Source organism: Stenotrophomonas sp. GL_101 (assembly GCF_057835675.1).
Window position 1 is genome coordinate 2,912,823 of the sequence record NZ_CM174432.1, and the last position, 24,058, is coordinate 2,936,880.

A 24,058-nucleotide genomic window follows, 5' to 3' on the forward strand; every position below is an offset into this window, starting at 1 on the left:
GATCACGCAGGGGGCGCATGTTCGTGCAGTGCCGGGGCGGTCAGCCGATGATCGAGCCCAGCCGGAAATACGGCAGGTACAGCGCGAACACCGTGCAGATCGCACCGAGCGCCAGCGAGCCCATGCCCAACAACGCTGCCAGCCGGGGGCCGACGCGCGAGGGCGCGAACCACCACGCGGCCAGCACCAGCACCGGCAGCAACCAGACCAGCGCAAAGGTGTTCGCGTACAACCGGGTGCCCCACCCGACATCGGCGCCGAACGACCGGTAGGCCTCGATCAAGCGCGGCACGGCCGTGGTGCCGACCACGGTCACCAGCACGGCGGTAAGCCCGCTGCTGGCCAGGCCGGTCAGCAGCCAGCCCACGCCACCGCGGGCCGGACGTGGCGGCAATGCCGGCATCAGTGGCTCGCTTCCTGGCGGGTGACCGCTTCCAGCCGGTGGCCGTCAGGGTCGATCACGAACGCTGCGTAATAGGTGTCGCCATAGTCCTCGCGCAGACCCGCGGCACCGTTGTCGCGTCCGCCCGCCTGCATTGCCGCGCGGTGGAACGCGGCGACGGCATCGGGCGAGTGCGCGGTGAATGCCAGATGGAAACCCGGCCCCGGCGCTGTGGCGTCATCGCGCAATTTCAGACACAGCAGGTCCTGGTCATCGACCAGCCCGTAACCGATCGCGGTGTCGTCGACAAACACGCGGCGGTAGCCCAACGCGCCGAGCGCGGCGTCATAGAAGCGCCCGGCGGCGTCCAGGTCGCGCACGCCCAGTGAAATGTGATGCAGCATCGAAAGCCATCCTTGCCAAGTGCGTCGCGCATGGTAGCCCGGCCATGCGCGGCTGCGCATACCCCCCAGCACCCCGCCGCCGACACGCTCAGTCTGCAGGACACTCCACCATTGCCTGCAACTGCTGCGCGACGCGATCAAACGGTGCGATATCCTGCATCGCCCGGCTCATCGCCACCGCGCCTTCCACCGCGGCAATGATCACCGTCGCGCGCATGGCCGCCTGCTCCGGCCCGTGCCCGGCGTCGATCAACGCCTGGCCAAGCCGCTGCTCCCAGCGCGCGAACACCGCCGCTGCAGCAGCCCGCGCCTGGCTTGGCACCGCCTCCACGGGTTGCTCCACCGACGCGGCCAGGACCGGGCAACCGGCCTCGAAGTGGGTCCGCAGCAGGCGCTCGCGCCACATCTGCAGAAACTGCTGCAGGCCCTGTTGCGCACCGGCCTGCAGAACGCGCTCGAGCAATGCATCGACCTTGTCGCCGGCCAGGGTGGTGGCGAGTGCCAGCAGCTCCTGCTTGCCGCCGGGGAAGTGATGGTAGGTAGACCCCAGCGGCGCGTCGGCCGCCTTGGTCACCTCGCGGATGCTGGTGGCGTTGAGGCCGACCCGCGCCAGCATTTCCGCAGCGGCGGCAACCACGCGCTGCGGTGCATCGGTAGGGCGAGGGCTCATGGCGCCGATCCTTGCTAAGACAGTCGTCATAGATTAGCGTAAACACTCTATAACAGTCGTAATAATTCAATGAATCTCTGGTTCCGCCTGGTGCACCTGCTGCTGTGCAGCTTCTTCCGGCCCACGCTGGCCGCCCCGTTCGGGGTGTCGCGACTGCCGTTGCGGGTGCTGCCCAACGACCTGGACAGCAACCTGCACATGACCAACGGGCGCTACTGGAACCTCTTCGACCTGGGCCGGCTCGACCTGATCCTGCGCATGGGGCTCGGGCGCGTGGCGCTGCGCGAGAAGTGGGCGCCGATCGTCGGCGCCGGCACCATCCAGTTCCGCCGCGAGCTCAAGCCCTTCCAGCGCTTCACCCTGGAAACGCGGCTGGTGGGCTGGGTTGGCACGCGGGTGATCATGGAGCAGCGCGTGCTGTTGGGAGACGGAAAGATCGCCACCCGCGCGCTGCTGGTGACCGGCATCTACGACCGCCGCCAGCGCCGCTTCGTCGACATGCCGCGGATGATGCAGGCGATCGGGGCCGAGTGCCCGCCCTCGCCCGCACTGAGCGCGGCAGCCGAGGCGCTGCTGGCCGCCGATGCGGCATTGAAGCTGGACGACGGCTGAGCCCGGCAAACCTGTTGCCCAGCGTGGCCCGGCGCTAGCGGAGGGCTTTCTGCACGGCCGCGTTGGCCAGCGGCGCCATGCGCGCATAACCGGCGGCGGTGGGATGTACACCGTCGGTGGCCAAAGACCGGTCCAGGCCACCTTCGCGATTGGCCAGCGGCGTGTAGTAGTCCAGATACACCAGGTGGCGTGCACCGGCATACGCGCGCAGTGCGGTATTGAGCGCGCGCACCTTCGGCGCTGGCCGCGCGCCCGGCTGCCACGGATATTCACTGACCGGCAGTACCGAGGACAGCACCACCGCAATGCCGTTGGCCTTGGCCAGCTCCACCATGGAGTGCAGGTTGTCTTCGATCATCGCCTGGCTGGCTGGCCCGGTATTGCCGGCGATGTCATTGGTCCCGGCGAGGATCACCACGACGGCCGGCCGCAGCGCGATCACATCCTGGCGGAAGCGCAGCAGCATCTGCGCGGTGGTCTGCCCGCTGATGCCACGGTTGATGTACCCCTTGCCGGGAAAGAACGTGGCACTGCCGGTACGGCCCCAGCCTTCGGTGATGGAGTCGCCGAAGAACACCACGCGCGGTTTGCCTGCCGGCGCAGGTGCCAGCGCTGCATTCTCATCGCGGTAGCGCTGCAGCTGCGCGAAATCGCCCACCCGTTGCTGCAGGAATCGCACCTGATCCGGGGTGAGCTGCGCAGGCGCGGCCCGCAGCATCGGGTTGACCGCCGGTGTGTCGGCAGCATGGGCTCCCGGTGCGGACAGCGTGGCCAGCAGGATCAGCAGGGCGGTGCTTCGCATCGGTCGATCTCCCTCACAGATGGATGCGACCGATGATGCAGCAGCGGCGCCCCGCACGGAAGCCGGGCGCCTACCCGCCTGCCGTGCGCCATTCCAGCACCGTCGCACGCACCGCCATGGCCTGCTCGATCCGCTGCAGGCAGCCGGCCGTGGGGCTGACCAGGCACCACTGCTGGCTGTTGCGCAGCACCGGCAGGTCGGCATGGTGATCGGTATAGGCCATCGCCCACGGCGGTGCGTACCCGCGCGCGGCCAGCATCGGGATCTTGTTCTCGCCCAGGCAATGCTGTTCGCTGACCCAGCCCCCCAGCAGCGGGCGCAGCGTGGATGCCACCAGCGGCACCTCGCCCAACCCACCGCGCGCCAGCAAGGCGCGCGCCAGCGGCTCCCAGCAGCCGGTGGCGATCACCACGCGGTCGCCCTGCGCCAGGTGTTGCTGCAGGCATGCCACCGCGTCATGCAGGAACAGCGCCTCGTTGCCGGCAAACACCGCATCGGCATGCGCCTGTGCCAAGCCATCCAGGCATTGCGCACTGCGGCCGAAGGTCGCCAGCCACACCGCGAACCGAACCGGCAGGCGCCGCGTGCGCGCCGGCAACAGCAGCGGTGCCAGCACGGGAACGGCCAGCAGCAGCACGCCCAGCCGCCACCGGTCGCGCCGCAGCAGGCCCTTGAAGAAGCGGCTGGCGGTCTCCCAACGGGTCAGGGTCAGGTCGAAATCAAACACCACTACGCTGCCTTGCTGCATCGGTGGCCTCCTTGGCGCGGAGGGGCATTGTTGGTCAGTGCCTGCTCCGCGTCCAGCGCCTGCCAGCAGGTGCACTACAGCTGCGGCATGTTCTTGGTAACGCAATGGATGCCGCCCCCGCCGGCGGCGATCGGATCGATATCCAACGGCTCGATCACCCGGCCGGGATACAGGCGCGCCAGCAGGTCACGGCAATAGCGGTCGGCCGCGGCATCGCCGAACTGCGGGACGATCACCGCACCATTCACCGGCAGGTAGTTGATGTAGCCCAACGCCAGGTCCGGGTTGTCGCGGGTGTAGATGTTGTCGCGCCCATTGCGCGGTGGCGGCAGGGTGTGCACCTGCAGGCGGCCGCCGTCGGCGTCGGTGGCGGCGTTGAGGATCTGCAGATGCTCGCGGGTGACGTCGTAGTCGTAGGAATCCGGGGCGTTGTCCAGGTTGGCCACCACCACGCCCGGGCGAACGAAACGAGCGTAGAAATCCACATGCGCATCGGTGATGTCCCGGCCCTTGATACCCGGCAGCCAGATCACTTTGCGCAGGCCCAGCTGCTGCCTCAGCTCGGCCTCGATCGCCGCCCGGCTCATGCCCGGGTTGCGGTTGTCATTGACCCAGCAGCTCTCGGTGAGGATCGCCGTGCCATGACCGTCCACTTCGATCCCGCCCCCCTCGCCCACCAGCGTGCTGCCGATCAGGCGCGCCCCCAGTTCCCCGGCCAGCGTCTCCGCTACGCCGGTGTCGTTGGCATGGCGTTGCTTGCCGCCCCATCCATTGAAGTTGAAATCGACCAGGCCCAGCCCGCCTTGGTCGTCGACCACGAAACACCCGCCGTAGTCGCGGACCCACACATCATCAAGCGGCATCGGCAGATACTCGACGCCCTGCTCGCCGCAGCGGCGGCGCGCCAAGGCCAGCTGCTCCGGCCGGCACAGCACCGTCACCGCCTGGTGGCGGGCGATGGTGCGGGCCAGCGTAGCAATGCAATCATTGACCGCCGCAGCGCTCTCGCCCCATACCGCCGGGCGGGCCGCGAAGGCCACGATGATCCGCTGCTGGGGGCCATGTTCGTCGGGCATGTACCGGCCCTGTGGCTGCGCGGCCATGGCTGGCGGCAGCGCCGACCCCAGGCCGAGCGCGGCCATGCCGCCGGCACCGGTGGCCAGGCCAAGTTGGGTGAGGAAACGACGGCGGGAAGACATCGCGAAACTCCAGGGGGGCACAGAGAGGTGAAGGTTGGCTTATCAGGCGACGCGAACGGGCTTGCCTGCCTGCGCCCAGCGTAGGCTTGCCTGACTGGCGAAACAAACGATAGATTCTGCAGACAACTGGTTAGCTGGACTTATCAATGACCCTCAAACACTGGCCTCCGCTGCACGCCCTACGCGGTTTCGAAGCCGCCGCCCGGCTGGGCAGTTTTCATCGCGCCGCCGAGGAACTGCACCTCACCCAGTCGGCGATCAGCCAGCAGATCCGCGGGCTGGAGAGCGCGCTGGAGCAGCCGCTGTTCTTCCGCCAGGGCCGCAGCGTGAGCCTCACCGATGCCGGCGCCGACCTGCTCGGGACCACCCAGGCCATGCTGTGCCAGCTGGCGGGGGGCATCCGCCGGCTGGACCAGTACCGCAAGCCCAACCAGTTGATCGTCAACACCACGCCGGCGTTCGCGCGGCATTGGCTGGTGCCGCGCCTGGCCGATTTCCAGCGTCGCCAGCCACAGGCCGACCTCTGGCTGCTGACCACTGACGAGGCGCCGGACATGGACAGCCAGACCATCGACATCGCCGTGCGCGATGATCTGGATGCGCAGGCCGCATGCCGTCATCGCGTGCTGCTGGACGACCGCCTGTACCCGGCGTGCCACCCCACCGTGCTGGCACTGCCGGTGGCCGCGCGCACCACGCTGCACGGCGAGCGCGAGATGGACTGGAGCCACTGGCAGGTGCAGGGCGGCGTGGATGTCGGCCAGCAACGCCAGGGCCTGAATTTCTCCGAGCCGGGGCAACTGCTGGATGCCGCCGGCCAGGGCCTCGGCATTGCCCTGGTCAGCGAACTGCTGGCCACGCGCCTGCGCGGCCAGGGGCTATTGCAGCCGCTCGTTGAGCAGACGGTAGGCGGCCCGCGCTGGAGCTGGCTGGTGCATCGCGACAGCGAAAGCGATCCACTGGTTGCGCAGTTCTGTGCATGGCTGCTGGAGGCGCTGGAATAGCCAAGCGGCGCCGTGTCTTCGCTTGGCTGTAACGCAAGCCGAGCCCGTTGGCGGCCGGCAGGCCCTTTCGCAAATGTCCCCCGGCCGACGCCTGCGGCGACGGCCTCCTCCTTTATTTTGCCAAGGGCCTGCCGGCCGCCAACGGGCTCGGCTTGCGGAACGCACAGGCGCATGCGCACTCCGATGTTTGCCGGGGCCCGTCGTGGTTCCCGACACGCGGGCACCGATACCCTTCCAGGTAGGTCACCACCGTTGGTGGTGACGCTGATCGCGGGCGTACCGACCAACGGTCGGTACCTACCGGGCGTTTTTCACGTAGGTATCGAACCAGTTGAGCATTTCGTAAACCAGCTGCTCGTTCGATTCCAGCGCGGTGTACCAATGCGGTTCATTGGGCAGCATCACCAACCGCGTGGTGCCGCCATTGCCGCGGATGGCCTGGTACAACTTGCGCGACTGGAACGGCTCGGTGCCCGGGTTGGCATCGTCTTCGCCATGCACCAGCAGCAGTGGCAGCTTGATCTTGTCGGCATAGAAGAACGGCGATGCCTTCAGGTACACGTCCTGCGCCTGCCACACCGAACGCCGCTCGTTCTGGAAACCGAACGGGGTGAAGGTCTTGTTGTACGAGCCACTGGTGGCTACACCGGCCTTGAACAGGGTGGTGTGCGCGATCAGGTTGGCAGTCATCAGGCCACCGTGGCTGTGCCCGGTCACACCGATGCGGTTGCGGTCGACCACGCCCAGGTCCACGGCCTTGTCCACCGCTGCCTTGGCATCGGCTTCCAGTTGTTCCAGGTAAGTGTCGTAGGCGTTCTTCGGGTCGCCCACGATCGGGAACGAGGCGTTGTCGATGATCGCGTAGCCGGCCAGCAGCATCAGCCGGTACGGCGCCAGCCGGGTGAAGGTCTGCTGCGAGCCGGACACCTGCCCGGCCTGCGCGGCGTTGGCGAAGTCGGCCGGGTACGCATACAGGATCGCCGGCACGCGCTGGCCTTCCTTGTAACCCGGCGGTGTGTACAGGGTGAAGGACAGGTCCACGCCGTCGGCACGCTTGTAGGTGACCAGGCGCTTGTGGATCTGGCGCACTTCCGGGGTCGGGTCGGTCAACCGGGTCAGTGCGGTGGCGGTGGAGGCGTATTGGGCCTCGCCCTCCTTCGCCGTTGCCTCGCGCTCCCCCTGCTGGCGCAGGAAGGCGTTCGGCGGGTCCATCACCGACTGGTGCCAGGTCAGGTAGCGGCCCGGGGTCGAGGTCAGGCCAAGCACCTGCTCATAGGCATCGGTGCTGCTGCGGAACAGGCGCTCGCTCTTCAGCGAGCCCAGGTCCAGCCGATCCAGGAACGGGCGGTCGCCCTGCGGCGACGCCCCCTGCCCGCGCAGGAACACGAACGGGCCTTCCTGGCGTACCACCGAGGCACCGTTGGGCAGGCGCTTGAACACCAGGTTGCCCGGGTCGGCGTACTGCTCATCGCTGGACAGGTCCCACAACAGCCGGCCCGCTTTCTTCGGCTGGTCCACATCGACGATGCGGGTCTGCCGCCAATGCCGGTTCTCGTCGTTTTCGAACACGAACGACACCGCCGGATCGGCACTCCAGGCAATGCCTTCAAAGCGCTGCGCGGTGCGTGCGATCTCCTGTGGGGTGCCGGTGAACGGTGCCTTCAACGACAACACGCGATCGCGATGCGGCACGGTCACTTTCCAGTCGCCCTTGTCCAGTGCTTCGGCATAGACCAGCGTCGCCGGATCGGTAGCGCGCCAATCGAACTCACGCGGACCTTCGGGCACACCGTGCACCGGCACGCGGTCGGCCAGCGGCAGGCTGGCGACCGGCGTGGCGCGGCCATTGCCGATGTCCAGCACCGCCACGTCATTGGCGAAGCGCTGGTAGGTCACCGCATGCGAGAACGGCGCCTTGAGCGTTTCGGTAAGCACGTGCACGCCATCCGGGGCGGCACTGACCTCGTTGTACAGCGCCGGGGCAGCCACCGGGCGTACGCTGCCGGCCACCGCATCGACCACCGCCAACTGCGACAGCCCGTAATAGCCGAACAGCTTCTCGTCGTGCGCGCTGGTCAACGTATCGCGCGCTTCATAGGTGCTGCTCTCGCCGCTGCTGCCCAGCGACTCCTGCACGTCCGGGCCGCCCGGGCCATTGCCACTGGTGGGCGCCGGGCCCTGGTTGGCCGGCACCAGTTTGACCAGCAGCTGCTGCCCACCGCCCAGCCACTGCAGCGTGTAACCGAAGATCGGGTTGAGCTGCACGTTCGGAATCTGCTTGACCTGCCCGGTGCTCGCATCGCCCACCCACAACTGCACCGCGGTAGCCACCGCATTCTGGAACGCAAAATGCTGGCCATCGGCCGACCACTGCGCCGCACCGGCGCAGCCCTGCGGCAAGGTCACCGGGGTGTGCTTGGCGGTGCCGACCTCCACCAGGGTGAAATCGGCGACGCAGGCCGGAATGCCGTAGCCGCCCTGGGTATCGTGGCGGCTGCGGTTCTTCGGCTCCAGGCGCACCCCGGCCAGCTTCAGGTACGGCTGCGCCACGCGCTCGATCGACGGATAGGTCTGCGCGGTGGTCAGCAGCAGGCGCTGCCCGCTCGGGTCCAGGCTGGGCATCGGCGGCGGCGGCGCCTTGAGCACCTTGAGCAGGTGTTCGGGCGGCTTGGCGTAGTCGGCGAAGGCCGGCGCAGCGGCCAACAGGCCGAGGGTGGCCACGGCAACAGCCGAAGCCAGCATGGAGCGGCGGATGAGCATCCTGATTCCCTTGCAGTGATGGGGTCCCGGGGCCATGCGTGGGCCCGGGCAGACCCAGAATCTAGCACCGGCCCATCGCCACCGGATGGGCCGAAAGCACTAGCCGCCCAATCCGGCAAGGCGGCCGGCCATCGAGGCTCCGGCACGCCCAGGCCCGCGTCAGGCAGGCGTCGGGGTACGCGGCGTCAGCACGCCCCGGAAATCAATGGGAATGGCAAACCCCTCCAGCTTCATCCAGGGCGCCGGGTCGGCCTGCACCTGGATGTCGAAATCGCGGGTGATCAGCGCGCAGAACAGCACCAGCTGCGCGTGACCGACAGCGCTGCCGATACAGGCGCGCGATGAAAACCCAAAGGGCACGTAAGCCCCTTTGTTGGGCTGTCTGCGCGAAGGCAGCCATCGGTCCGGGTCGAACACATCCGGCGCATCCCAGTACTCGGGGGAATGATGCTGGAAATAAGACGACAGCTCGTAAGCGGCGCCCTTCTTGATCGACACCCCGTCGGCCTCGATGTCATGCCAGGCGGGGCGACGCAGCGCAAACAACCCCGGCCAGACCCGGATCGTCTCCTTGACGAATCGCGACGTGCACGGCAGTTCCCGCATCGGCAGCGTATACAGGGCATCCAGGGGCAGCGCGGTGGTCTCCGCACGGATCCGCTCGCGCCACTCCGGGTAGCGGTGCATCGCATAAAGCAGGCTGGCGGCGGTGATCCCCGGGAGGCCGGACATACCGGCCAGGACGGTCGAAATCAGATAGGCCACCCGATCCACGCCGATCCGGTCGACCAGGGGCAGCAGCGACTGCAGGAAGTCGTCGCGCGGGGTCGCTGCGCGCGTACGCTGCTTGATCTGCCGGGCCACCGTGCGCGCGGCCTTGCGCGACAGATGGAAATTCAGCACCCGGCGCAGGAACGAGAAGTCCTGCAGGACGATGCCGTTGTAGCGGGTTTTCTGCTCGCCGATCAAGGCATCGGTATCGCGCGGGCTCATGCCATCGATCAGCAGCGGCAACAGCGGTTCGGAGATGGCCCACCAGCTGAGCTCGCTCAAGTCGTGGACCGCGCCACAGCGCTGCGACAGAAATGCATGCATGCGCCCATACAGGGTGCGCATGTGCTCCGGCGCTGCAAGCCGGCCGCCCTGCTCGCTCAGTAATGCACGCACTTCGCGCCAGGCGACGGGCGCCGCCGATCCGCGCAGGCCCAGGTAATCGATGAGCGAATCGGGCACCGTGTGCTTGTCTGTATTTGCCTTGTCGACCTTGACCGCCAAGGCCGGATCGAAAATGCCGATCACGTCGTTTTCAAACGTGAGAACCGGCCCCTCCTGGCGGACCCGTTCAAGCAGGTGATCAATTGAAATGACTTCCGCGCCCGCGCCCCGATCGACCATATCACCCCCTGAAATACCAGGGGCGGCCATTGACCACCCCTGGCATGATCACGAAAAAAACGCGGCGTCGGTGCGCTTAGAAAATGATCCAGTAAATGTACTTCGAACGGATGCTCTGGGTCGGACTGTGCGAACGCAGGTTCAGTGAAACCTGCAGGGCGCGAACAAGATTAGCCATGGTATGACTCCTTATGTTTCGTCGTGGTTCCGATATCGACTACCAGATGCTGGATGTCTGGCGCCTCCTTTTAGCACGCAAACCCCGGCGCGGCAGGCACTTTTTGATCCTTGGCGGGCTGCCGCCGGAAAACGCTCTGATTTCACATTCCGTCTCGCATATCTGGCGAGACTGGCGTCACAAATCCCGTCGCCCCGGCCCCACTGCCCGTCACGGTAAGATGGCCCGCACTCCCTCCATGGACACCCCGTGCGCACCCTACACGCGCTTCGCTACATCACGCCGCTGCGCGAAGGCGGCTCGTTGCCTGCCGTGGTCGAAACCGACGACGACGGCATGGTCGTGCTCAAGTTCCGTGGCGCCGGCCAAGGCCCGAAAGCACTGATCGCCGAGCTGATCGCCGGCGAGCTGGCACGCACGCTGGGCCTGCCGATTCCGGAGATCATGTTCGTCGAACTGGATCGCGAGTTCGCCCGAACCGAACCCGATCCGGAGATCCAGGACCTGATCCGCGCCAGCGAGGGGCTCAACCTGGGCAGCGATTACCTGCCCGGCGCGATCAACTACGATCCGGCGGCGATGCCGGTCGATGCCGACCTGGCCTCGCGGATCGTGTGGTTCGATGCATTCACCAGCAATGTCGACCGCACCGCGCGCAATCCCAACCTGATGGTCTGGCACCGCAAGCTGTACCTGATCGACCACGGCGCGGCGATGTACTTCCATCACGACTGGGCCAACGCCGGCGACGCCTGCGAGAAGCCGTTCGTGCTGATCCGCGACCATGTGATGCTGCCGTTCTCCACCAGGATCGCCGAGGTCGATGGCGCACTGGCGGCCTTGCTGACCGATGCGCAGATCGAGCGCATCGTGGCCCTGGTGCCCGACAGCTGGCTGGTGGACGAGCCCGCCTTCGACAGCCCGGTCGCCTATCGCCAGGCCTACATCGATTACCTCAAACGCCGCCTGCAGGTGCGGGCCGTGTTCGTCCAGGAGGCCGCCCGTGCGCACGCTGCACACCTATGACTATGCGGTGATCCGCGTGGTGCCGCGGGTTGAGCGCGAGGAGTTCATCAACGTCGGGGTGATCGTCTCCTGCCCGGGAGCAAAGCACCTGGAAGCGGCGATCGAAATCGACCCGGCGCGGATCCAGGCGTTCGCGCCGGCACTGGACATGGAGGCACTGCAACCGTGGCTGGATGCGATCGTGGCGATCTGTCGCGGCGACGCCAATGCCGGGCCGATCGCGCAGTTGCCGGCCCGCGCGCGGTTCCACTTCCTCACCGCCAAGCGCAGCTCGGTGGTGCAGATGTCCAGCACGCATGTGGGGCGCACCGCCGAACCGGCAGGGGTGGTGGAACATCTGTTGACCAGGATGGTGCGGGTGCCGCGCTGATCGCGCGCGCCCCGTCACGATGAGCCCCCCGTCACGATGAGCCCCCCGTCACGATGAACCCCGTCACGATGAACCCGAGGTAGAGCCGACTGTTAGTCGGCTTTGTCGGCTTCATCCAATGCCCACCGGCACCACGCATGCCGATACTCCCCTACCCTTGTAGTGAGATTGGCGCGAACCGGGTTGCCAAGAATGTACATCGCCTGGTCTCGCAATGATTGCTCGGATCGTACTGCGTGCTCATAGTAGCCGGCCTGCCACACCGCACCGGCGCTACCCCGTCTCTGGTTGAGCAGAAAGCCGCTGCGTGCCTTGAAGCGTTGCACGCAATACCCAAGCGTGTGGCCGCGAAGCTGCGCAAGCCAGTGCACGTGATCCGGCATGACTACCCAGGCGATGGAACAGGTCAGTCCTTCCTCGTCCATGGCACGGAGCAGGCGCATGACAATTCCAGCAGCCTCCTCGTCCGTGAATGCAGGTTGCCGACGAAGGCAGACCATTGTCATCGCGTAGACGTTTCCGACCATGGATCGACGACCAAGCTGGAGTCTTGGGCTGCTCATGGCTGCAGCATGCCGAACGCAACTACGTGCCGGCATCGGAGGACGTCGCGCCTTCGGGTGGGGATTTCCCCGGGTGTGTCGGGTGTATCGGGTGTGCCGGGTGTGCCGGGTGTGCCGACCGGGTCGACCGGGTCGACTGTGTTGGATGGGCGCCCGGGCAGCACCCAGGCATCCGTCCGCCTTTAGGTCACCCCTTCGGCAACGCGTACGCAATCACGTAGTCGCCGGCCGGGGTTTCCATGAAGTGATGGCCGCCGGCCATGATCACCACGTACTGCCGTCCACCGAATTCGTAGACCATCGGGTTGGCCTGGCCGCCTGCGGGCAGCTTGGCGTGCCACAGTTCCTTGCCGGTCTTCAGGTCGATGGCGCGCAGCAGGTCGTCGGTGGCCGCGGCGATGAAGATCAGGCCGCTGGCGGTGACCACCGAGCCGCCATTGTTGGGCGTGCCGATCTCGATCGGCAGGCCGGAGCGGATGCCGAACGGGCCGTTGCCGCGCGCACTGCCGAACGGGCGGTCCCACAAGGTCTTGCCGGTACGCAGGTCGACCGCGCGGATGCCACCGTACGGGGGCTGTTTGCACAGCAGCTTGGTGAACGGCAGGCGCCAGCCGGCGTTGACGTCGATGGCGTACGGCGTGCCCACCTGCGGGTCGCCGGCGCCCTCTGCACCGCCCTTGTCGGCGCGTACGTCCTCGCGGGGTACCCAGCCGAGCTTGTCGGCCTTGGCGCGCGGCACCAGCAGGTTGTAGTTGGGCATGTCGTTGTAGTTGGCTACGATCACCCCGCGACGCGGATCGACCGCGACACTGCCCCAATCCGAACCGCCGTTGTAACCGGGGTATTCGATGGAATGACGGTCGGCCGTCGGTGGCGTGTAGAACCCTTCATAGCTGGCCTTGCGGAACTGGATGCGGCACACCAGCTGGTCGATCGGGGTGATGCCCCACATGTCGCGCTCGGTCAGGTCCGGCTTGCGCAGCGTGTGGTACAGCGAGAACAGCTGGGTCGGCGAGCGCTGCTCGGGCTCCACGCCACCGGCAGGCACCTTGCGTTCTTCGGCGGCGGTGAGCAGCGCGCCGGTGCGGCGGTCCAGCACGTACAGGTCGCCCTGCTTGGTGGGCAGCAGGATCGCCGGCACCTTGCCGGCGGCGGTCGGGTAGTCGATCAGCGTGGCCTGCGAGCCCATGTCGTAGTCCCACACATCCTTGCGCACCGCCTGGAAATGCCAGGCCGGCTTGCCGGTGTTGACATCGATGGCGACCAGCGAGGTGGCGTACTTGTTTTCGTTCTCGGTGCGCGAGCCGCTCCAGTAATCGCCGGCCGAATTGCCCATCGGCAGGTAGACCAGGCCCAGTTCGTCATCGCCGGTGGCGGTGGTCCACATGTTCGGGGTGCCGCGGGTATAGGTTTCGCCCGGCGGCGGCGCGCCGTTGCGTTCGGGCTTGACCATGTCCCAGGCCCAACGCAGCTTGCCGGTAACCGCGTCATAGGCCTGGATAACGCCCGACGGTGCATCGCGGCGCTGGCCATCGAGCACCTGATGACCGGTGACGACCACGCCCTGCACGATGGCCGGTGGCGAGGTGATGGAGACATAACCGGCCGGGCTGTCGCCCATGCCGACGGTGATGTCGACCTGGCCATTGTTGCCGAAGCCTGCGCACGGCTTGCCGGTGGCCGCATCCACGGCGATCAGGCGGCCATCCAGGGTGCCTTCGATGATGCGTGCCGCGCACGCGCTGCGGGGCAACTGGGTCAACAGCGGCACCGCCACCTGCCCGCTGGCCAGGTCTGCGGCGACATCGGCATCGGCGCTCTGCTGCGCGCTGGCCGGCACTTCGTAGTACGACACGCCCCGGCAGGCGGCGGTATAGGGAATCGACTTGTCCTTGATCTTCGGGTCATAGCGCCAGCGTTCGGTGCCATCGGCAGCATTGAGCGCGACCAGATGGTTGCGCGCGGTGCACAGGTACAGCGTGTCGCCGACCTTCAACGGGGTGGTTTCCGCGCCCCAGCGCTTCTCCGGCAGGTCGCCGGTGCGGAACAGCCAGGCCTGCTCAAGCGTGCCGACGTTGTCCGGGGTGATCTGCTGCAACGGCGAGAACCGCGTGGCGGCATTGTTGCGGCCATAGGCGGCCCAGTCGCCGTCGGCGGGCCTGTCGGCCGGCTGCAGTGGGGCTTCGGCGGTGGGCGCCAGGCCGGTACTGGTCATCGGCTCGGGAAACTGGCCATCGGCTGCAGTGATGCCGTGCGGCACGAATGCCAGGGTGAATGCCGCCACGAACACCAGCGCCAGCACACCGGCAATACTGCGTGAGACCCGGCGCTGGAACGGCCGGTCCAACGTGGGCAGCAGCAGGGCGAGCACGAAGCCGATCCCCACCACCAGGCCCAGGCGCGGTACCCAGCGCCAGTAATCGCTGCCCGACTCCCACGCGGTCCACAGCAGCGTGCCCAGGAACACCGCGCCGAACCACAGCGCGCCGGCCCGCCGGTTGCCCCACAGCAACACGCCGGCCACCAGCAGGCCCACGCCCGCCAGCACGTAGTACCAGGAGCCGCCGAGCGCGGCCAGCCAGGCGCCGAGCCCACCGAGCACCAGGCCCAGCAGGACCAGCACGATCGACAGCAGGGTGATCAGCACGTGGCGGCGACGCCGCGGCGCGGAGGAGGATACGGGGGGCGAAGCGGACATCGTGCTCTCCAGACAGCGCGGCCGGCGCGCAGCCCGGTCGCAGATGGAATGCCATCGCGGACGCGAAGGTCCGCTGGTTCGGAAGTTGTTATCCCACCGCCGCCGTGAAGTGCATGCGTTCTTTCACCCGGCCGCCATGATCGGCAAGGCCCCCGCCCGACCGGCGCCACCTACAACGACGCCGGCACAAGGCCGGCGTCGTTGGGGTCCTGCAGTGCAGCGGCGATCAGCCCTGCGGTATCTCTTCACCCGCCACCGGCGGCACCGCGACAGCGGCATCGTCGGCAACCGGGACGCCATCCACCCCGTCATCGTCTTCGATCGAGGCATCCATGCGTTCCACTGCCTGGAGCTTCTCGTCCTTGGACAGACGGATCAGGGTGACGCCCTGGGTGTTGCGGCCCACGCGCGAGATTTCCGACCCGCGCGTACGCACCAGGGTGCCGCCGTCGGAGATCAACAGCACTTCGTCGGCGGCGCCCATCAGTACCGCCGCCACCAGCTTGCCGTTGCGCTCGCTGGTCTGGATGCCGATCACACCCTGGGTACCACGGCCCTTGCGCGGGTAATCCGGCAGCGGAGTGCGCTTGCCGTAGCCGTTCTCGGTCGCGGTGAGGATATAGCGCGCGGTGTCGTCGTCTGCCCCGTTTTCGATGACGATATCGCCATCGACCACGGCCTCTTCGACGCTGCTGTCGTCCTCGTTCTCGTCTTCGCTGCCGCCGGCGCTTTCCGAGACGATCAGGCTGACCACCTCCTCGCCCTTGGCCATCCGGATGCCGCGCACGCCGGTAGCGGTACGGCCCATCGAGCGGACCTTGTCTTCAGCGAAGCGCACGGTCTTGCCGTTGGACGCGAACAGCAGGATGTCGCGCTCACCGTCGGTGAGGCCGACCCCTACCAGCGCATCGCCCTCGTCGAGGTTGATGGCGATCTTGCCGCGCGCCAGACGGAAGGCGAATTCGCCGAGCGGGGTCTTCTTGACCGTGCCGTTGCGGGTGGCGAAGAACACGTACTGGCCATCGGCATACTCGCGTACCGGCAGCACCGCCTGCACCCGCTCACCGGCTTCCAGCGGAATCCAGTTGATGATCGGGCGGCCACGGGCGTTGGGGCCGGCTTCGGGCAGCTGGTGCACCGGCAGCCAGAACACCTTGCCCGCGCTGGTGAAGGTCAGCAGCGTGTCGTGCGTGTTGACCAGCCACAGCTGTTCGATGAAATCCTCTTCCTTGGTCGACGCGGCGCTGCGGCCACGGCCACCACGGCGCTGGGCCCGGTAGGCGCTGACCGGCTGGCGCTTGACGTAGCCGGCGTGCGACAGGGTGACCACCACGTCTTCCGGGGCGATCAGGTCGAGGATGTCCAGGTCTTCTTCGCTGTGGCGGATCTCGGTGCGGCGTTCGTCGCCGAACTCGGTACGCACGTTGATCAGCTCTTCGCGGATCACCTGCAGCAGGCGGTCCGGGTCTTCCAGGATATGGATCAACCCGGCGATGACTTCCAGCAGCTGCTTGTATTCGTCGGTCAGGCGGTCCTGCTCCAGCCCGGTGAGGCGGTGCAGGCGCATTTCCAGGATCTGGGTAGCCTGGATCTCGGTCAGCTGGTAGCCGCCCTCGAGCAGGCCAACCCCCTTGGGCAGGTCATCCGGGCGCGAGGCTTCGGCACCGGCGGCACCCAGCATCGACCCGACCAGACCCGGCTCCCACAGGCGGGCGAGCATGCGTTCACGCGCCTCGGTGGGGTTGGGCGAGGTCTTGATCAGTTCGATCATCTCGTCGATGTTGGCCAGCGCAACGGTCAGGCCTTCCAGCACGTGCGCACGGGCACGGGCCTTGCGCAGCTCGAACACGGTGCGGCGGGTCACCACTTCGCGGCGGTGGCGCACGAAGGCCTCGAGCATCTGCTTGAGGTTCATCAACTGCGGGCGGCCATCGACCAGCGCCACCATGTTGATGCCGAACACCGACTCCATCTGGGTCTGCTGGTAGAGGTTGTTCAACACCACCTCGGCCGACTCGCCGCGCTTGATCTCGATGAAGATGCGCATGCCGTCCTTGTCGGACTCATCGCGCAGTTCGCTGATGCCTTCGAGCTTCTTTTCCTTGACCAGCTCGGCGATCTTTTCGATCAACCGGGCCTTGTTCACCTGGTACGGAATTTCGCTGACGATGATCGATTCGCGGCCGTTGTCGGCCACTTCGATATCGGCCCTGGCGCGGATCCGCACCCGGCCACGACCGGTCCGGTAGCCGGCGACGATGCCGGCGGTACCGTTGATGATGCCGGAGGTCGGGAAGTCCGGGCCCGGGATGTACTCCATCAGGCCGTCGACATCGATCTCGGGGTTTTCAATCAGCGCGATGCAGGCGTTGATCGATTCGGTCAGGTTGTGCGGCGGGATGTTGGTCGCCATGCCCACCGCGATACCGGCCGAACCGTTGACCAGCAGGTTCGGGAACCGGGTCGGCATGACCGTCGGCTCCAGTTCCTTTTCGTCGTAATTGGGCTGGAAATTGACCGTTTCCTTGTCCAGGTCGGCCATCAGCTCGTGGGTGAGCCGGGACATGCGCGCTTCGGTGTATCGCATCGCAGCAGCGGAATCGCCGTCGACCGAACCGAAGTTACCCTGGCCATCCACCAGCATGTAGCGCAGCGAGAACGGCTGCGCCAGGCGCACCAGGGTGTCATACACCGACTGGTCGCCATGCGGGTGGTACTTACCGATGACGTCACCGACGATACGCGCCGACTTGAAGTAAGGCTTGTTGCTGTGCGCGTTCAATTCGCTCATCGCGAACAGCACGCGGCGATGCACCGGCTTGAGTCCATCGCGTGCATCTGGCAGGGCGCGGCCCACGATCACGCTCATCGCGTAATCGAGGTAGCTCTTGCGCATCTCGTCTTCCAGGTTGACCTGGATGATTTCCTTGGCGGTTTCTGCCATTCGGGTTCCGTTGTCTGGTAGCGGTCCAGTCCGTCGCACCGGCCCTTTCGGGGCGGCCGCGCCGGAATCTCGATTAACCCTTGGAGTCTACCACAACGGCCCGTCCCCTACCGCCATTTACGGGGGTTTTACCGGCAAGAATCAGGAACTTACGGGGGCGTTGCGGGCGGCGCCTGTACCGACCAACGGTCGGTACCTACCGGGGGGCGACGCCGGTACCTGCCGGGGTAGACGCCGGTACCTGCCGGGGTCGACGTCGGTACCTACCGGGGTCGACGCACCCTGCCGAACCCAACCCGGTAGGCCACGACCGTTGGTCGTGGCGGGCGCACCGCGCCACCCCACGCCCGGCCGTTACCCGAACGCGGCCTGCATGTTCACCTGCGTCGGATTGAGAATCACCCCACGCTCGGTCACGATCGCATCGATCAGGCTGCCCGGGGTAACGTCGAAGACCGGGTTCCAGGCGGCGATGCCCTCGGCCACGGTGCGCGTGCCCCCTACTCCGTACAGCTCGCCCGGGTCGCGCTGTTCGATCTCGATCTGGTCACCATCAGCGGTGTCCATGTCCACCGTGGAGGACGGTGCCACCACCATGAACTTGACCCCGTGGTGGCGCGCGGCGATGGCCAGCTGATAAGTACCGATCTTGTTGGCGGTGTCGCCATTGGCGCAGATCCGGTCCGCGCCGACGATCACCCATTGCACCGCACCGGTCTTCATCAGGTGCGAGGCAGCCGAATCGGCGATCAGGGTGGCATCGATGCCGTCCTGCTGCAGCTCCCACACCGTCAGGCGCGCGCCCTGCAGCCACGGCCGGGTCTCACCGGCGAACACGCGCGCGATGCGGTGCTGGGCCATGCCGGCGCGGATCACGCCCAGCGCGGTACCAAAGCCGGCGGTGGCCAGCGAGCCGGTGTTGCAGTGGGTCAGCACGCCGCTGCCGGTGTCGATCAGGCCGGCACCCAGCGCGCCCATGTGGCGGTTGGCGGCCAGGTCTTCATCGGCGATCGCCTGCGCCTCGGTCACCAGCACCTGCTTCCAGTCGGCCGCGGCCGGGGCCAGCGCGCGGCGCATGCGCGCCAGTGCCCAGGCCAGGTTCACCGCCGTGGGGCGCGCGGCGTTGAGCCGCTGCAGGGCCGGCTCCAGCTTGGCCAGCGCCTGTGCGCCGTCGTCGGCCTGCACCTCACGCGCGGCCAGCACCGCGCCCCAGGCCGCGGCAATGCCGATCGCCGGCGCGCCGCGCACGGTGAGCGCGTGGATGGCCTCGGCCACCGCGTCGCTGTCGCGGCATTCCACGTGCTCCACCACAAACGGCAGCTTGCGCTGGTCCAGCAGCTGCAGGGAATCGCCGGTCCACAGGATCGGGCGGATGTGGTCGTAACGGGCGTAGTCGATGGCGGTGGATGCGTTCATGGCGTCATTGTAGCGGCGCGCTGGCGCATCGCCATCGCCGCGCCTCAGTTGACCTGGAACTCGGCGCGGCAGCCCTTGTCCACCCACACCCCGCGCGTATCCCAGCCCCAGCCGCGGCCTTCCTCGCACGGGCTGCCGGAGAGCTGCTTGCTCAGCTGCACGCCCTTGCTGATGGTGGCACCGCAGAAGCGGCGCTGGCGCGACTTGGATTCGCACACCAGGGTGCGCGGAACGTCGAGGAAGCCCGAGCCATCGGCGGCGCCCACTTCGAAGTCGCCCTGGCACCCGCGGGTCACCCACACCTCATTGCGGCGCACGCCCCAGCTGTGGCCTTCACGGCACGGCATCGACGACAACTGGCGCAGCAGGCGCACCGGCGCGCCCTGCAGCACCACCGGGCAATTCTGCGGGCGGCCATTGGATTCGCAGCGCAGCACCCGGCGCACCTTGCGCGTGCCGGCGTCGGCACGGTTGCCGGCAACCCGGCTGCGGAACTCCGCGCGGCAGCCCAGGGTCACCCAGACACCGGAGCGGTCGGTGCCCCATTCGGTGCCGCGGATGCAGCTGTTGTCGGACAACTGGCGGATCAGGTCGACGCCCTTGTCCACCGGCATGTCGCAGTGCACCCATTCCATGTCACGCGATTCGCAGCGCACCACCTGGCCGGCGTAACCGGTTTCACCGGCCTCGGCCGCCACCGGCAGCATCGCGCACAGCACCAGTGTCCACCACGTCCAGCGCGGCACACTCCATGACGGCAGGTCGGCAACTTCCAACAGCTTCATCAACACAATCCCCGCCGCAACTGAACGATCACTGGAATACCTTCGGGTATCCAGTGTGATCAGAGCATCATCATGCGGGCCGCGCAAGACACGCCTGCGTCATAGCGTGCGACATCCCCAACCGTTCAGGCATGCGCGAAGTCGATCGCCAGCACGTCACCAATGCGACCGGTGCGGTGCATCGCCATCAGCAGGCGGTCCACGCCCACCGCGACACCGGCGCAGTCGGGCAGCATCGGCAAGGCCGCGAGCAGGCGTTCATCCAACGGCGGCAGCACGTCGCCGCGCGCGCGGCGCACCGCGTGGTCACGCTCGAAGCGCGCGCGTTGTTCAGCTGCGTCGTTCAGTTCGTGATAGCCGTTGGCCAGCTCCACCGCGCCGAGATACAGCTCGAAGCGTTCGGCCAACGGCGGCGTGCCAGGGCGCACCCGTGCCAGCGCCGCCTGGCTCGCCGGCCAGTCGTGCACCACGGTCATCGTATCGACATCGAACCGCGGCTGGATGCAGTGGGTCATCAGCAGGTCGAGCCAGTCGTCGCGGCCGAGCCCGTCGGCATCGATGCGGACATCGGCCAGCGGCGCCTGCAACTGTTCCAGACTGGCCTCGAACGGGTCCACGCCCAACTGCTGCTGGTACAGGTTGCGATACTCGATTACCTGCAGGCGCGCCGTGCGCTGTACCAGGTCGAGCGCGGCACGCACCAGCGCGACGGTCTCGCCGATCAGGCGATGGTGATCCCACCCCACCCGGTACCATTCCAGCAGGGTGAACTCGGGGTTGTGGCGGCCACCGGCTTCGCCATTGCGGAACACCCGGCCCAGCTCGTAGCAATCGCCGATGCCGGCGGCCAGCAGGCGCTTGAGCGGGTACTCCGGCGAGGTGCGCAACCAGCGCTGCGGCGTGCCGGCATCGACGTGGCCGCTGAAGCGGGTATGGAAGCTGTCGATGTTGGGTTCGGTATTGCCCGCTTCGGACAGGATCGGGGTTTCCACTTCGAGTACGTCGCGCTCGGCGAAGAACTGGCGGATCCGCGCGTTGAGCGCGGCACGCTGGCGCAGCGCGGCGATCATGCCCGCGCGTCCTTCAGCCGCTCGGCCAACGGCAAGGTCAACAGGTCGCGGGTGTCATCGACATAACCGGTGGCCAGGTACAGTCGTCGCGCCAGTTCGTTGTGGTGGTTCACTTCCAGGCGCATGCGTTGCACGCCGCGTGCATTGGCCCGTTGTTCCAGGATCGCCAGCGCCTGCTTGCCACGTCCCCGCCCGCGCGCGGCGTGGCTGAGGTACAGCTCGTCGAGCAGCGCGAAGTGACCGCCCTGCTCCAGGCTGAATCCCATTGCCAGCGCGGCGTAGCCCACCACGTGGCCGGCGTCGTCCAGCCACAACAGCACCTCGCCGTTGCGCGGCTCGCGCAGCAGCGCATCCAGCGCGCCGCGCACGCGGGCGTCATCGAAATCGAGCTTGTCTTCGCTGTAGAAATCGCGCATCAGGCCGATCAACAACGCGGTGTCGGCAACGGTGGCGACGCGGAAATCCAGGGGTGCGGTCTGCATGGGCGGCCTCGTGTAGTGCAGTCAGTGCTGTGCGAGGAAGGCGACCAGGCGGGCTTCATCCCACACCTCGATGCCCAGTTCCTCGGCCTTGGTGAGCTTGGACCCGGCATCGGTACCGGCCACCACGAACGAGGTCTTCTTCGATACGCTGCCGGCCACCTTGGCACCGAGCGCTTCCAGCCGGGCCTTGGCCTCGTCGCGGGTCAGCTGCGCCAGGCTGCCGGTGAGCACCGCGGTCTGGCCGTCCAGCGGACCGGCAACCTGCGCGGTCGGTTCCGGCGCCAGGGCCAGCAGCTGCTGGCGGTACGCCTCGGCCTTGAGCAGCATCGGCCCGTGGCCATCGCTGTCCAGCCACTCGGCCAGGCCGAGTGCGACCTCGTTGGGCAGCCCGGCCGCAACGAAGCGCACCGGCTCGGCATCCAGCAGGGTCGCCGCATCGGGCAGCATTGCCGTCAGCTTCTCCGCGCGCAGGCGGGTGATGCCCGGGATTTCGGCGTCCACCAGCAGCTGGGCGAAATCCAGGCCGTCGCGCAGCTTCGAGGTCGGCAGATGCACGTCATTGATGCGCACCTGGCCCACCTGCAGCAGCGCGTCGATCGCTTCCTGGTTGCCGGGCTGTTCAAAGAAGTGGCCGAGTGAGCGCGCCACTTCGCCGCCGATATCCGGCACGCGCTTGAACAGCGGCCACGGCAGGTGCCGGATCAGTTCCAGGTCGCCAAACCAGGTGGACAAGCCCTTGGCGGTGTTCTCGCCGACCAGTGCGATGCCCAACGCAAACAGCAACCGCTCCAGCGTGGTGTCGCGGCTGGCATCGATCGCGGCGATCAGGTTGTCGGCCCACTTGGTGGCGATCTTTTTGGTGTTCCAGGTGAACGCGGCCGGCAGGGCCAAGGCCTGCGCGCGCCAGCCGTCGTTGCTGCCGTCCAGCGCGAGGATGCCACGCAGGTAATGGCCACTGCCTTCCGGTGGCAGGTGCAGGCCGATCTGGTTGGCCAGTGCTTCCGGGGAGTCGGCATCCAGCACCAGCTTGAGGTGCAGCAGGTGGTCGCGCTGCAGCTGGTAGAGGTCGGCGACGCGGCGCACGATGCCGGCATCCACCAGGGTTTCGATGTAGCGGCCGCCCAATCCGTCGATATCCATCGCGCGGCGCGAGGCGAAGTGCGCGATGGCTTCCTTGCGCTGCGCCGGGCAGGTCAACTCGCCCGAGCAGCGCCAGGCGGCCTGGCCTTCCTCGCGGACGATCTCCGAGCCACAGACCGGGCATCGGGTCGGCATCTGCCACGGCGAGGTGCCCGCCGGTCGGCGGTCGAGGATCACGCTGACCACTTCGGGGATCACATCGCCGGCACGGCGCACGATCACCGTATCGCCGACGCGCACGTCCAGGCGTTCGATCTGGTCGGCATTGTGCAGGGTCGCGTTGGAAACGATCACCCCGGCCACCGCGACCGGCGCCAGCCGCGCCACCGGGGTTGCCGCGCCGGTCCGGCCGATCTGGATTTCAATCGCATCCACCGTGGTGGTCTGCTCCTGCGCCGGGAACTTGTGCGCGATCGCCCAGCGCGGTGCGCGCGAGACGAAGCCCAGGATGTCCTGGCCGACGCGGTCGTCCAGCTTGTAGACCACGCCATCGATATCGAAGGCCAGGCCATCGCGACGCGCGCCGATGTCACGGTAATAGGCCAACAGGCCATCGCTGCCCTCCACGACCTGGCACAACGCACTGACCGGGAAGCCCCAGTCGCGCAGCTGCGCCAGCGTGGCCGAATGGGTGGGCGGCAGCTCACCGCCCTGCACCTGGCCGGTGCCGTAGGCATAGAAGCTCAATCTGCGCTTGGCGCTGGCCTTGGGATCGAGCTGGCGCAGCGAACCGGCCGCGGCATTGCGCGGGTTGGCCAGCACCTTGCCCTCGTGCAGGCGCGCCTGTGCGTTGTAGGCCTCGAAGTCGGCACGCGCCATGTACACCTCACCGCGCACTTCGAGCACCGCCGGCCAGCCGGTGCCCTGGAGCGTCTGCGGGATCACGCTGATCTGTCGCAGGTTGACGCTCACGTCCTCGCCGGTGGTGCCATCGCCGCGGGTGGCACCCTGCACGAACTGGCCGTTCTCGTAGCGCAGGCTGATCGCCAGGCCGTCCAGCTTCGGCTCGGCGGAAAAGAACAACGCATCGCGGCGCAGGCGCTCGCTGATGCGGCGGACGAAATCCTGCACTTCCTCGTCGCTGAAGGCATTGCCCAGCGACAGCATCGGCACCGCATGGCGCACTTCGGCGAACCGCGAGGACGCCTTGCCGCCCACCTGCAGGGTCGGCGAATCGGTGCTGGCCAGTTCCGGATGGGCCTGCTCCAATGCCTCCAGTTCGCGCACCCACTGGTCGTACTCGACGTCCGGAATCAGCTGCTCGTCGCGCTCGTGGTAAGCCTTGCCGGCCTCTTCGATCTGGCGGCGCAGGGCATCGACACGTTCGGCGGGGCTGGGGGGCATGCGGCGGCAATCCTGACGGGGCGGTTGATTTTAACGCCCCCCGAGGCGCGACGGGCCGCTTCAGCC

20 protein-coding genes are annotated in these 24,058 nt (G+C 67.4%); 4 read left to right on the forward strand and 16 right to left on the reverse strand.

Going from position 1 to position 24,058, the window contains the following annotated elements; translation table 11 throughout:
• Positions 1–40: 40 nt before the first annotated feature.
• The 3 genes from AC3IR9_RS12790 to AC3IR9_RS12800 form a co-directional block, all read right to left on the reverse strand.
• Positions 41–403, reverse strand: a complete 363-nt coding sequence (locus tag AC3IR9_RS12790; protein ID WP_489291102.1) for a hypothetical protein — start codon at positions 401–403, stop codon at positions 41–43.
• Positions 403–786: a VOC family protein gene (locus tag AC3IR9_RS12795; RefSeq protein WP_489291103.1), complete on the reverse strand. Its 384-nt coding sequence runs from the start codon at positions 784–786 to the stop codon at positions 403–405. The genes AC3IR9_RS12790 and AC3IR9_RS12795 overlap by 1 nt, the downstream gene beginning before the upstream one ends.
• A gap of 88 nt (positions 787–874) precedes the next feature.
• Positions 875–1,456 carry a TetR/AcrR family transcriptional regulator gene (locus tag AC3IR9_RS12800; RefSeq protein WP_489291104.1) on the reverse strand — a complete coding sequence of 194 codons (582 nt, stop codon included), beginning with the start codon at positions 1,454–1,456 and terminating at the stop codon, positions 875–877.
• 69 nt (positions 1,457–1,525) lie between these two features.
• On the opposite strand from AC3IR9_RS12800, the gene AC3IR9_RS12805 reads away from it, so the two are divergent.
• Complete coding sequence (locus AC3IR9_RS12805; protein ID WP_489291105.1) at positions 1,526–2,068, forward strand: thioesterase family protein; 543 nt, start codon at positions 1,526–1,528, stop codon at positions 2,066–2,068.
• 34 nt (positions 2,069–2,102) lie between these two features.
• On the opposite strand, the gene AC3IR9_RS12810 is transcribed toward AC3IR9_RS12805, so the two are convergent.
• The 3 genes from AC3IR9_RS12810 to AC3IR9_RS12820 form a co-directional block, all read right to left on the reverse strand.
• On the reverse strand, positions 2,103–2,870 hold the full coding sequence (locus AC3IR9_RS12810) for an SGNH/GDSL hydrolase family protein (RefSeq protein ID WP_489291106.1): 768 nt from the start codon (positions 2,868–2,870) through the stop codon (positions 2,103–2,105).
• Positions 2,871–2,940: 70 nt separating this feature from the next.
• Positions 2,941–3,618: an HAD family hydrolase gene (locus tag AC3IR9_RS12815; protein WP_489291107.1), complete on the reverse strand. Its 678-nt coding sequence runs from the start codon at positions 3,616–3,618 to the stop codon at positions 2,941–2,943.
• 74 nt (positions 3,619–3,692) lie between these two features.
• Entirely contained in the window at positions 3,693–4,817 is a 1,125-nt protein-coding gene (locus AC3IR9_RS12820; RefSeq protein ID WP_489291108.1) for an agmatine deiminase family protein, read from the reverse strand.
• A 146-nt stretch (positions 4,818–4,963) separates the two neighbouring features.
• Between AC3IR9_RS12820 and AC3IR9_RS12825 the strand changes: the two genes are divergently transcribed.
• Positions 4,964–5,821 (forward strand): LysR family transcriptional regulator, encoded by an 858-nt coding sequence (locus AC3IR9_RS12825; RefSeq protein ID WP_489291109.1) that lies wholly within the window; start codon positions 4,964–4,966, stop codon positions 5,819–5,821.
• A 297-nt stretch (positions 5,822–6,118) separates the two neighbouring features.
• On the opposite strand, the gene AC3IR9_RS12830 is transcribed toward AC3IR9_RS12825, so the two are convergent.
• Positions 6,119–8,581 (reverse strand): S9 family peptidase, encoded by a 2,463-nt coding sequence (locus tag AC3IR9_RS12830; RefSeq protein ID WP_489291110.1) that lies wholly within the window; start codon positions 8,579–8,581, stop codon positions 6,119–6,121.
• A 159-nt stretch (positions 8,582–8,740) separates the two neighbouring features.
• Positions 8,741–10,006 carry a cytochrome P450 gene (locus tag AC3IR9_RS12835; protein ID WP_489291111.1) on the reverse strand — a complete coding sequence of 422 codons (1,266 nt, stop codon included), beginning with the start codon at positions 10,004–10,006 and terminating at the stop codon, positions 8,741–8,743.
• 397 nt (positions 10,007–10,403) lie between these two features.
• Between AC3IR9_RS12835 and AC3IR9_RS12840 the strand changes: the two genes are divergently transcribed.
• Positions 10,404–11,180: a HipA family kinase gene (locus tag AC3IR9_RS12840; protein ID WP_489291112.1), complete on the forward strand. Its 777-nt coding sequence runs from the start codon at positions 10,404–10,406 to the stop codon at positions 11,178–11,180.
• Positions 11,158–11,550 carry a DUF3037 domain-containing protein gene (locus AC3IR9_RS12845; RefSeq protein ID WP_489291113.1) on the forward strand — a complete coding sequence of 131 codons (393 nt, stop codon included), beginning with the start codon at positions 11,158–11,160 and terminating at the stop codon, positions 11,548–11,550. Before AC3IR9_RS12840 ends, AC3IR9_RS12845 begins: the two co-directional genes overlap by 23 nt.
• A 92-nt stretch (positions 11,551–11,642) precedes the next feature.
• Here the strand turns inward: AC3IR9_RS12845 and AC3IR9_RS12850 are convergent, their stop codons facing one another.
• From AC3IR9_RS12850 to ligA, 8 genes are all read right to left on the reverse strand, one after another.
• A complete protein-coding gene (locus tag AC3IR9_RS12850; protein WP_489291114.1) occupies positions 11,643–12,149 on the reverse strand; it encodes an REP-associated tyrosine transposase in 507 nt (168 codons plus the stop codon).
• A 151-nt stretch (positions 12,150–12,300) separates the two neighbouring features.
• A complete protein-coding gene (locus tag AC3IR9_RS12855) occupies positions 12,301–14,811 on the reverse strand; it encodes a membrane-bound PQQ-dependent dehydrogenase, glucose/quinate/shikimate family (RefSeq protein WP_489291115.1) in 2,511 nt (836 codons plus the stop codon).
• Between the two features lie 226 nt (positions 14,812–15,037).
• Entirely contained in the window at positions 15,038–17,755 is a 2,718-nt protein-coding gene (gyrA, locus tag AC3IR9_RS12860; RefSeq protein WP_489291116.1) for a DNA gyrase subunit A, read from the reverse strand.
• A gap of 354 nt (positions 17,756–18,109) precedes the next feature.
• Positions 18,110–19,171, reverse strand: a complete 1,062-nt coding sequence (mtnA, locus tag AC3IR9_RS12865; RefSeq protein WP_489291117.1) for an S-methyl-5-thioribose-1-phosphate isomerase — start codon at positions 19,169–19,171, stop codon at positions 18,110–18,112.
• Positions 19,172–19,215: 44 nt separating this feature from the next.
• Positions 19,216–19,956, reverse strand: coding sequence for a DUF3011 domain-containing protein (locus tag AC3IR9_RS12870; protein WP_489291118.1), 741 nt, complete (start codon positions 19,954–19,956; stop codon positions 19,216–19,218).
• 125 nt (positions 19,957–20,081) lie between these two features.
• Entirely contained in the window at positions 20,082–21,026 is a 945-nt protein-coding gene (gene epmA, locus AC3IR9_RS12875) for an EF-P lysine aminoacylase EpmA (protein WP_489291119.1), read from the reverse strand.
• A complete protein-coding gene (locus AC3IR9_RS12880) occupies positions 21,023–21,508 on the reverse strand; it encodes a GNAT family N-acetyltransferase (protein ID WP_489291120.1) in 486 nt (161 codons plus the stop codon). The genes epmA and AC3IR9_RS12880 overlap by 4 nt, the downstream gene beginning before the upstream one ends.
• A gap of 21 nt (positions 21,509–21,529) precedes the next feature.
• Positions 21,530–23,992 carry an NAD-dependent DNA ligase LigA gene (gene ligA, locus AC3IR9_RS12885; RefSeq protein ID WP_489291121.1) on the reverse strand — a complete coding sequence of 821 codons (2,463 nt, stop codon included), beginning with the start codon at positions 23,990–23,992 and terminating at the stop codon, positions 21,530–21,532.
• Positions 23,993–24,058: the final 66 nt, after the last annotated feature.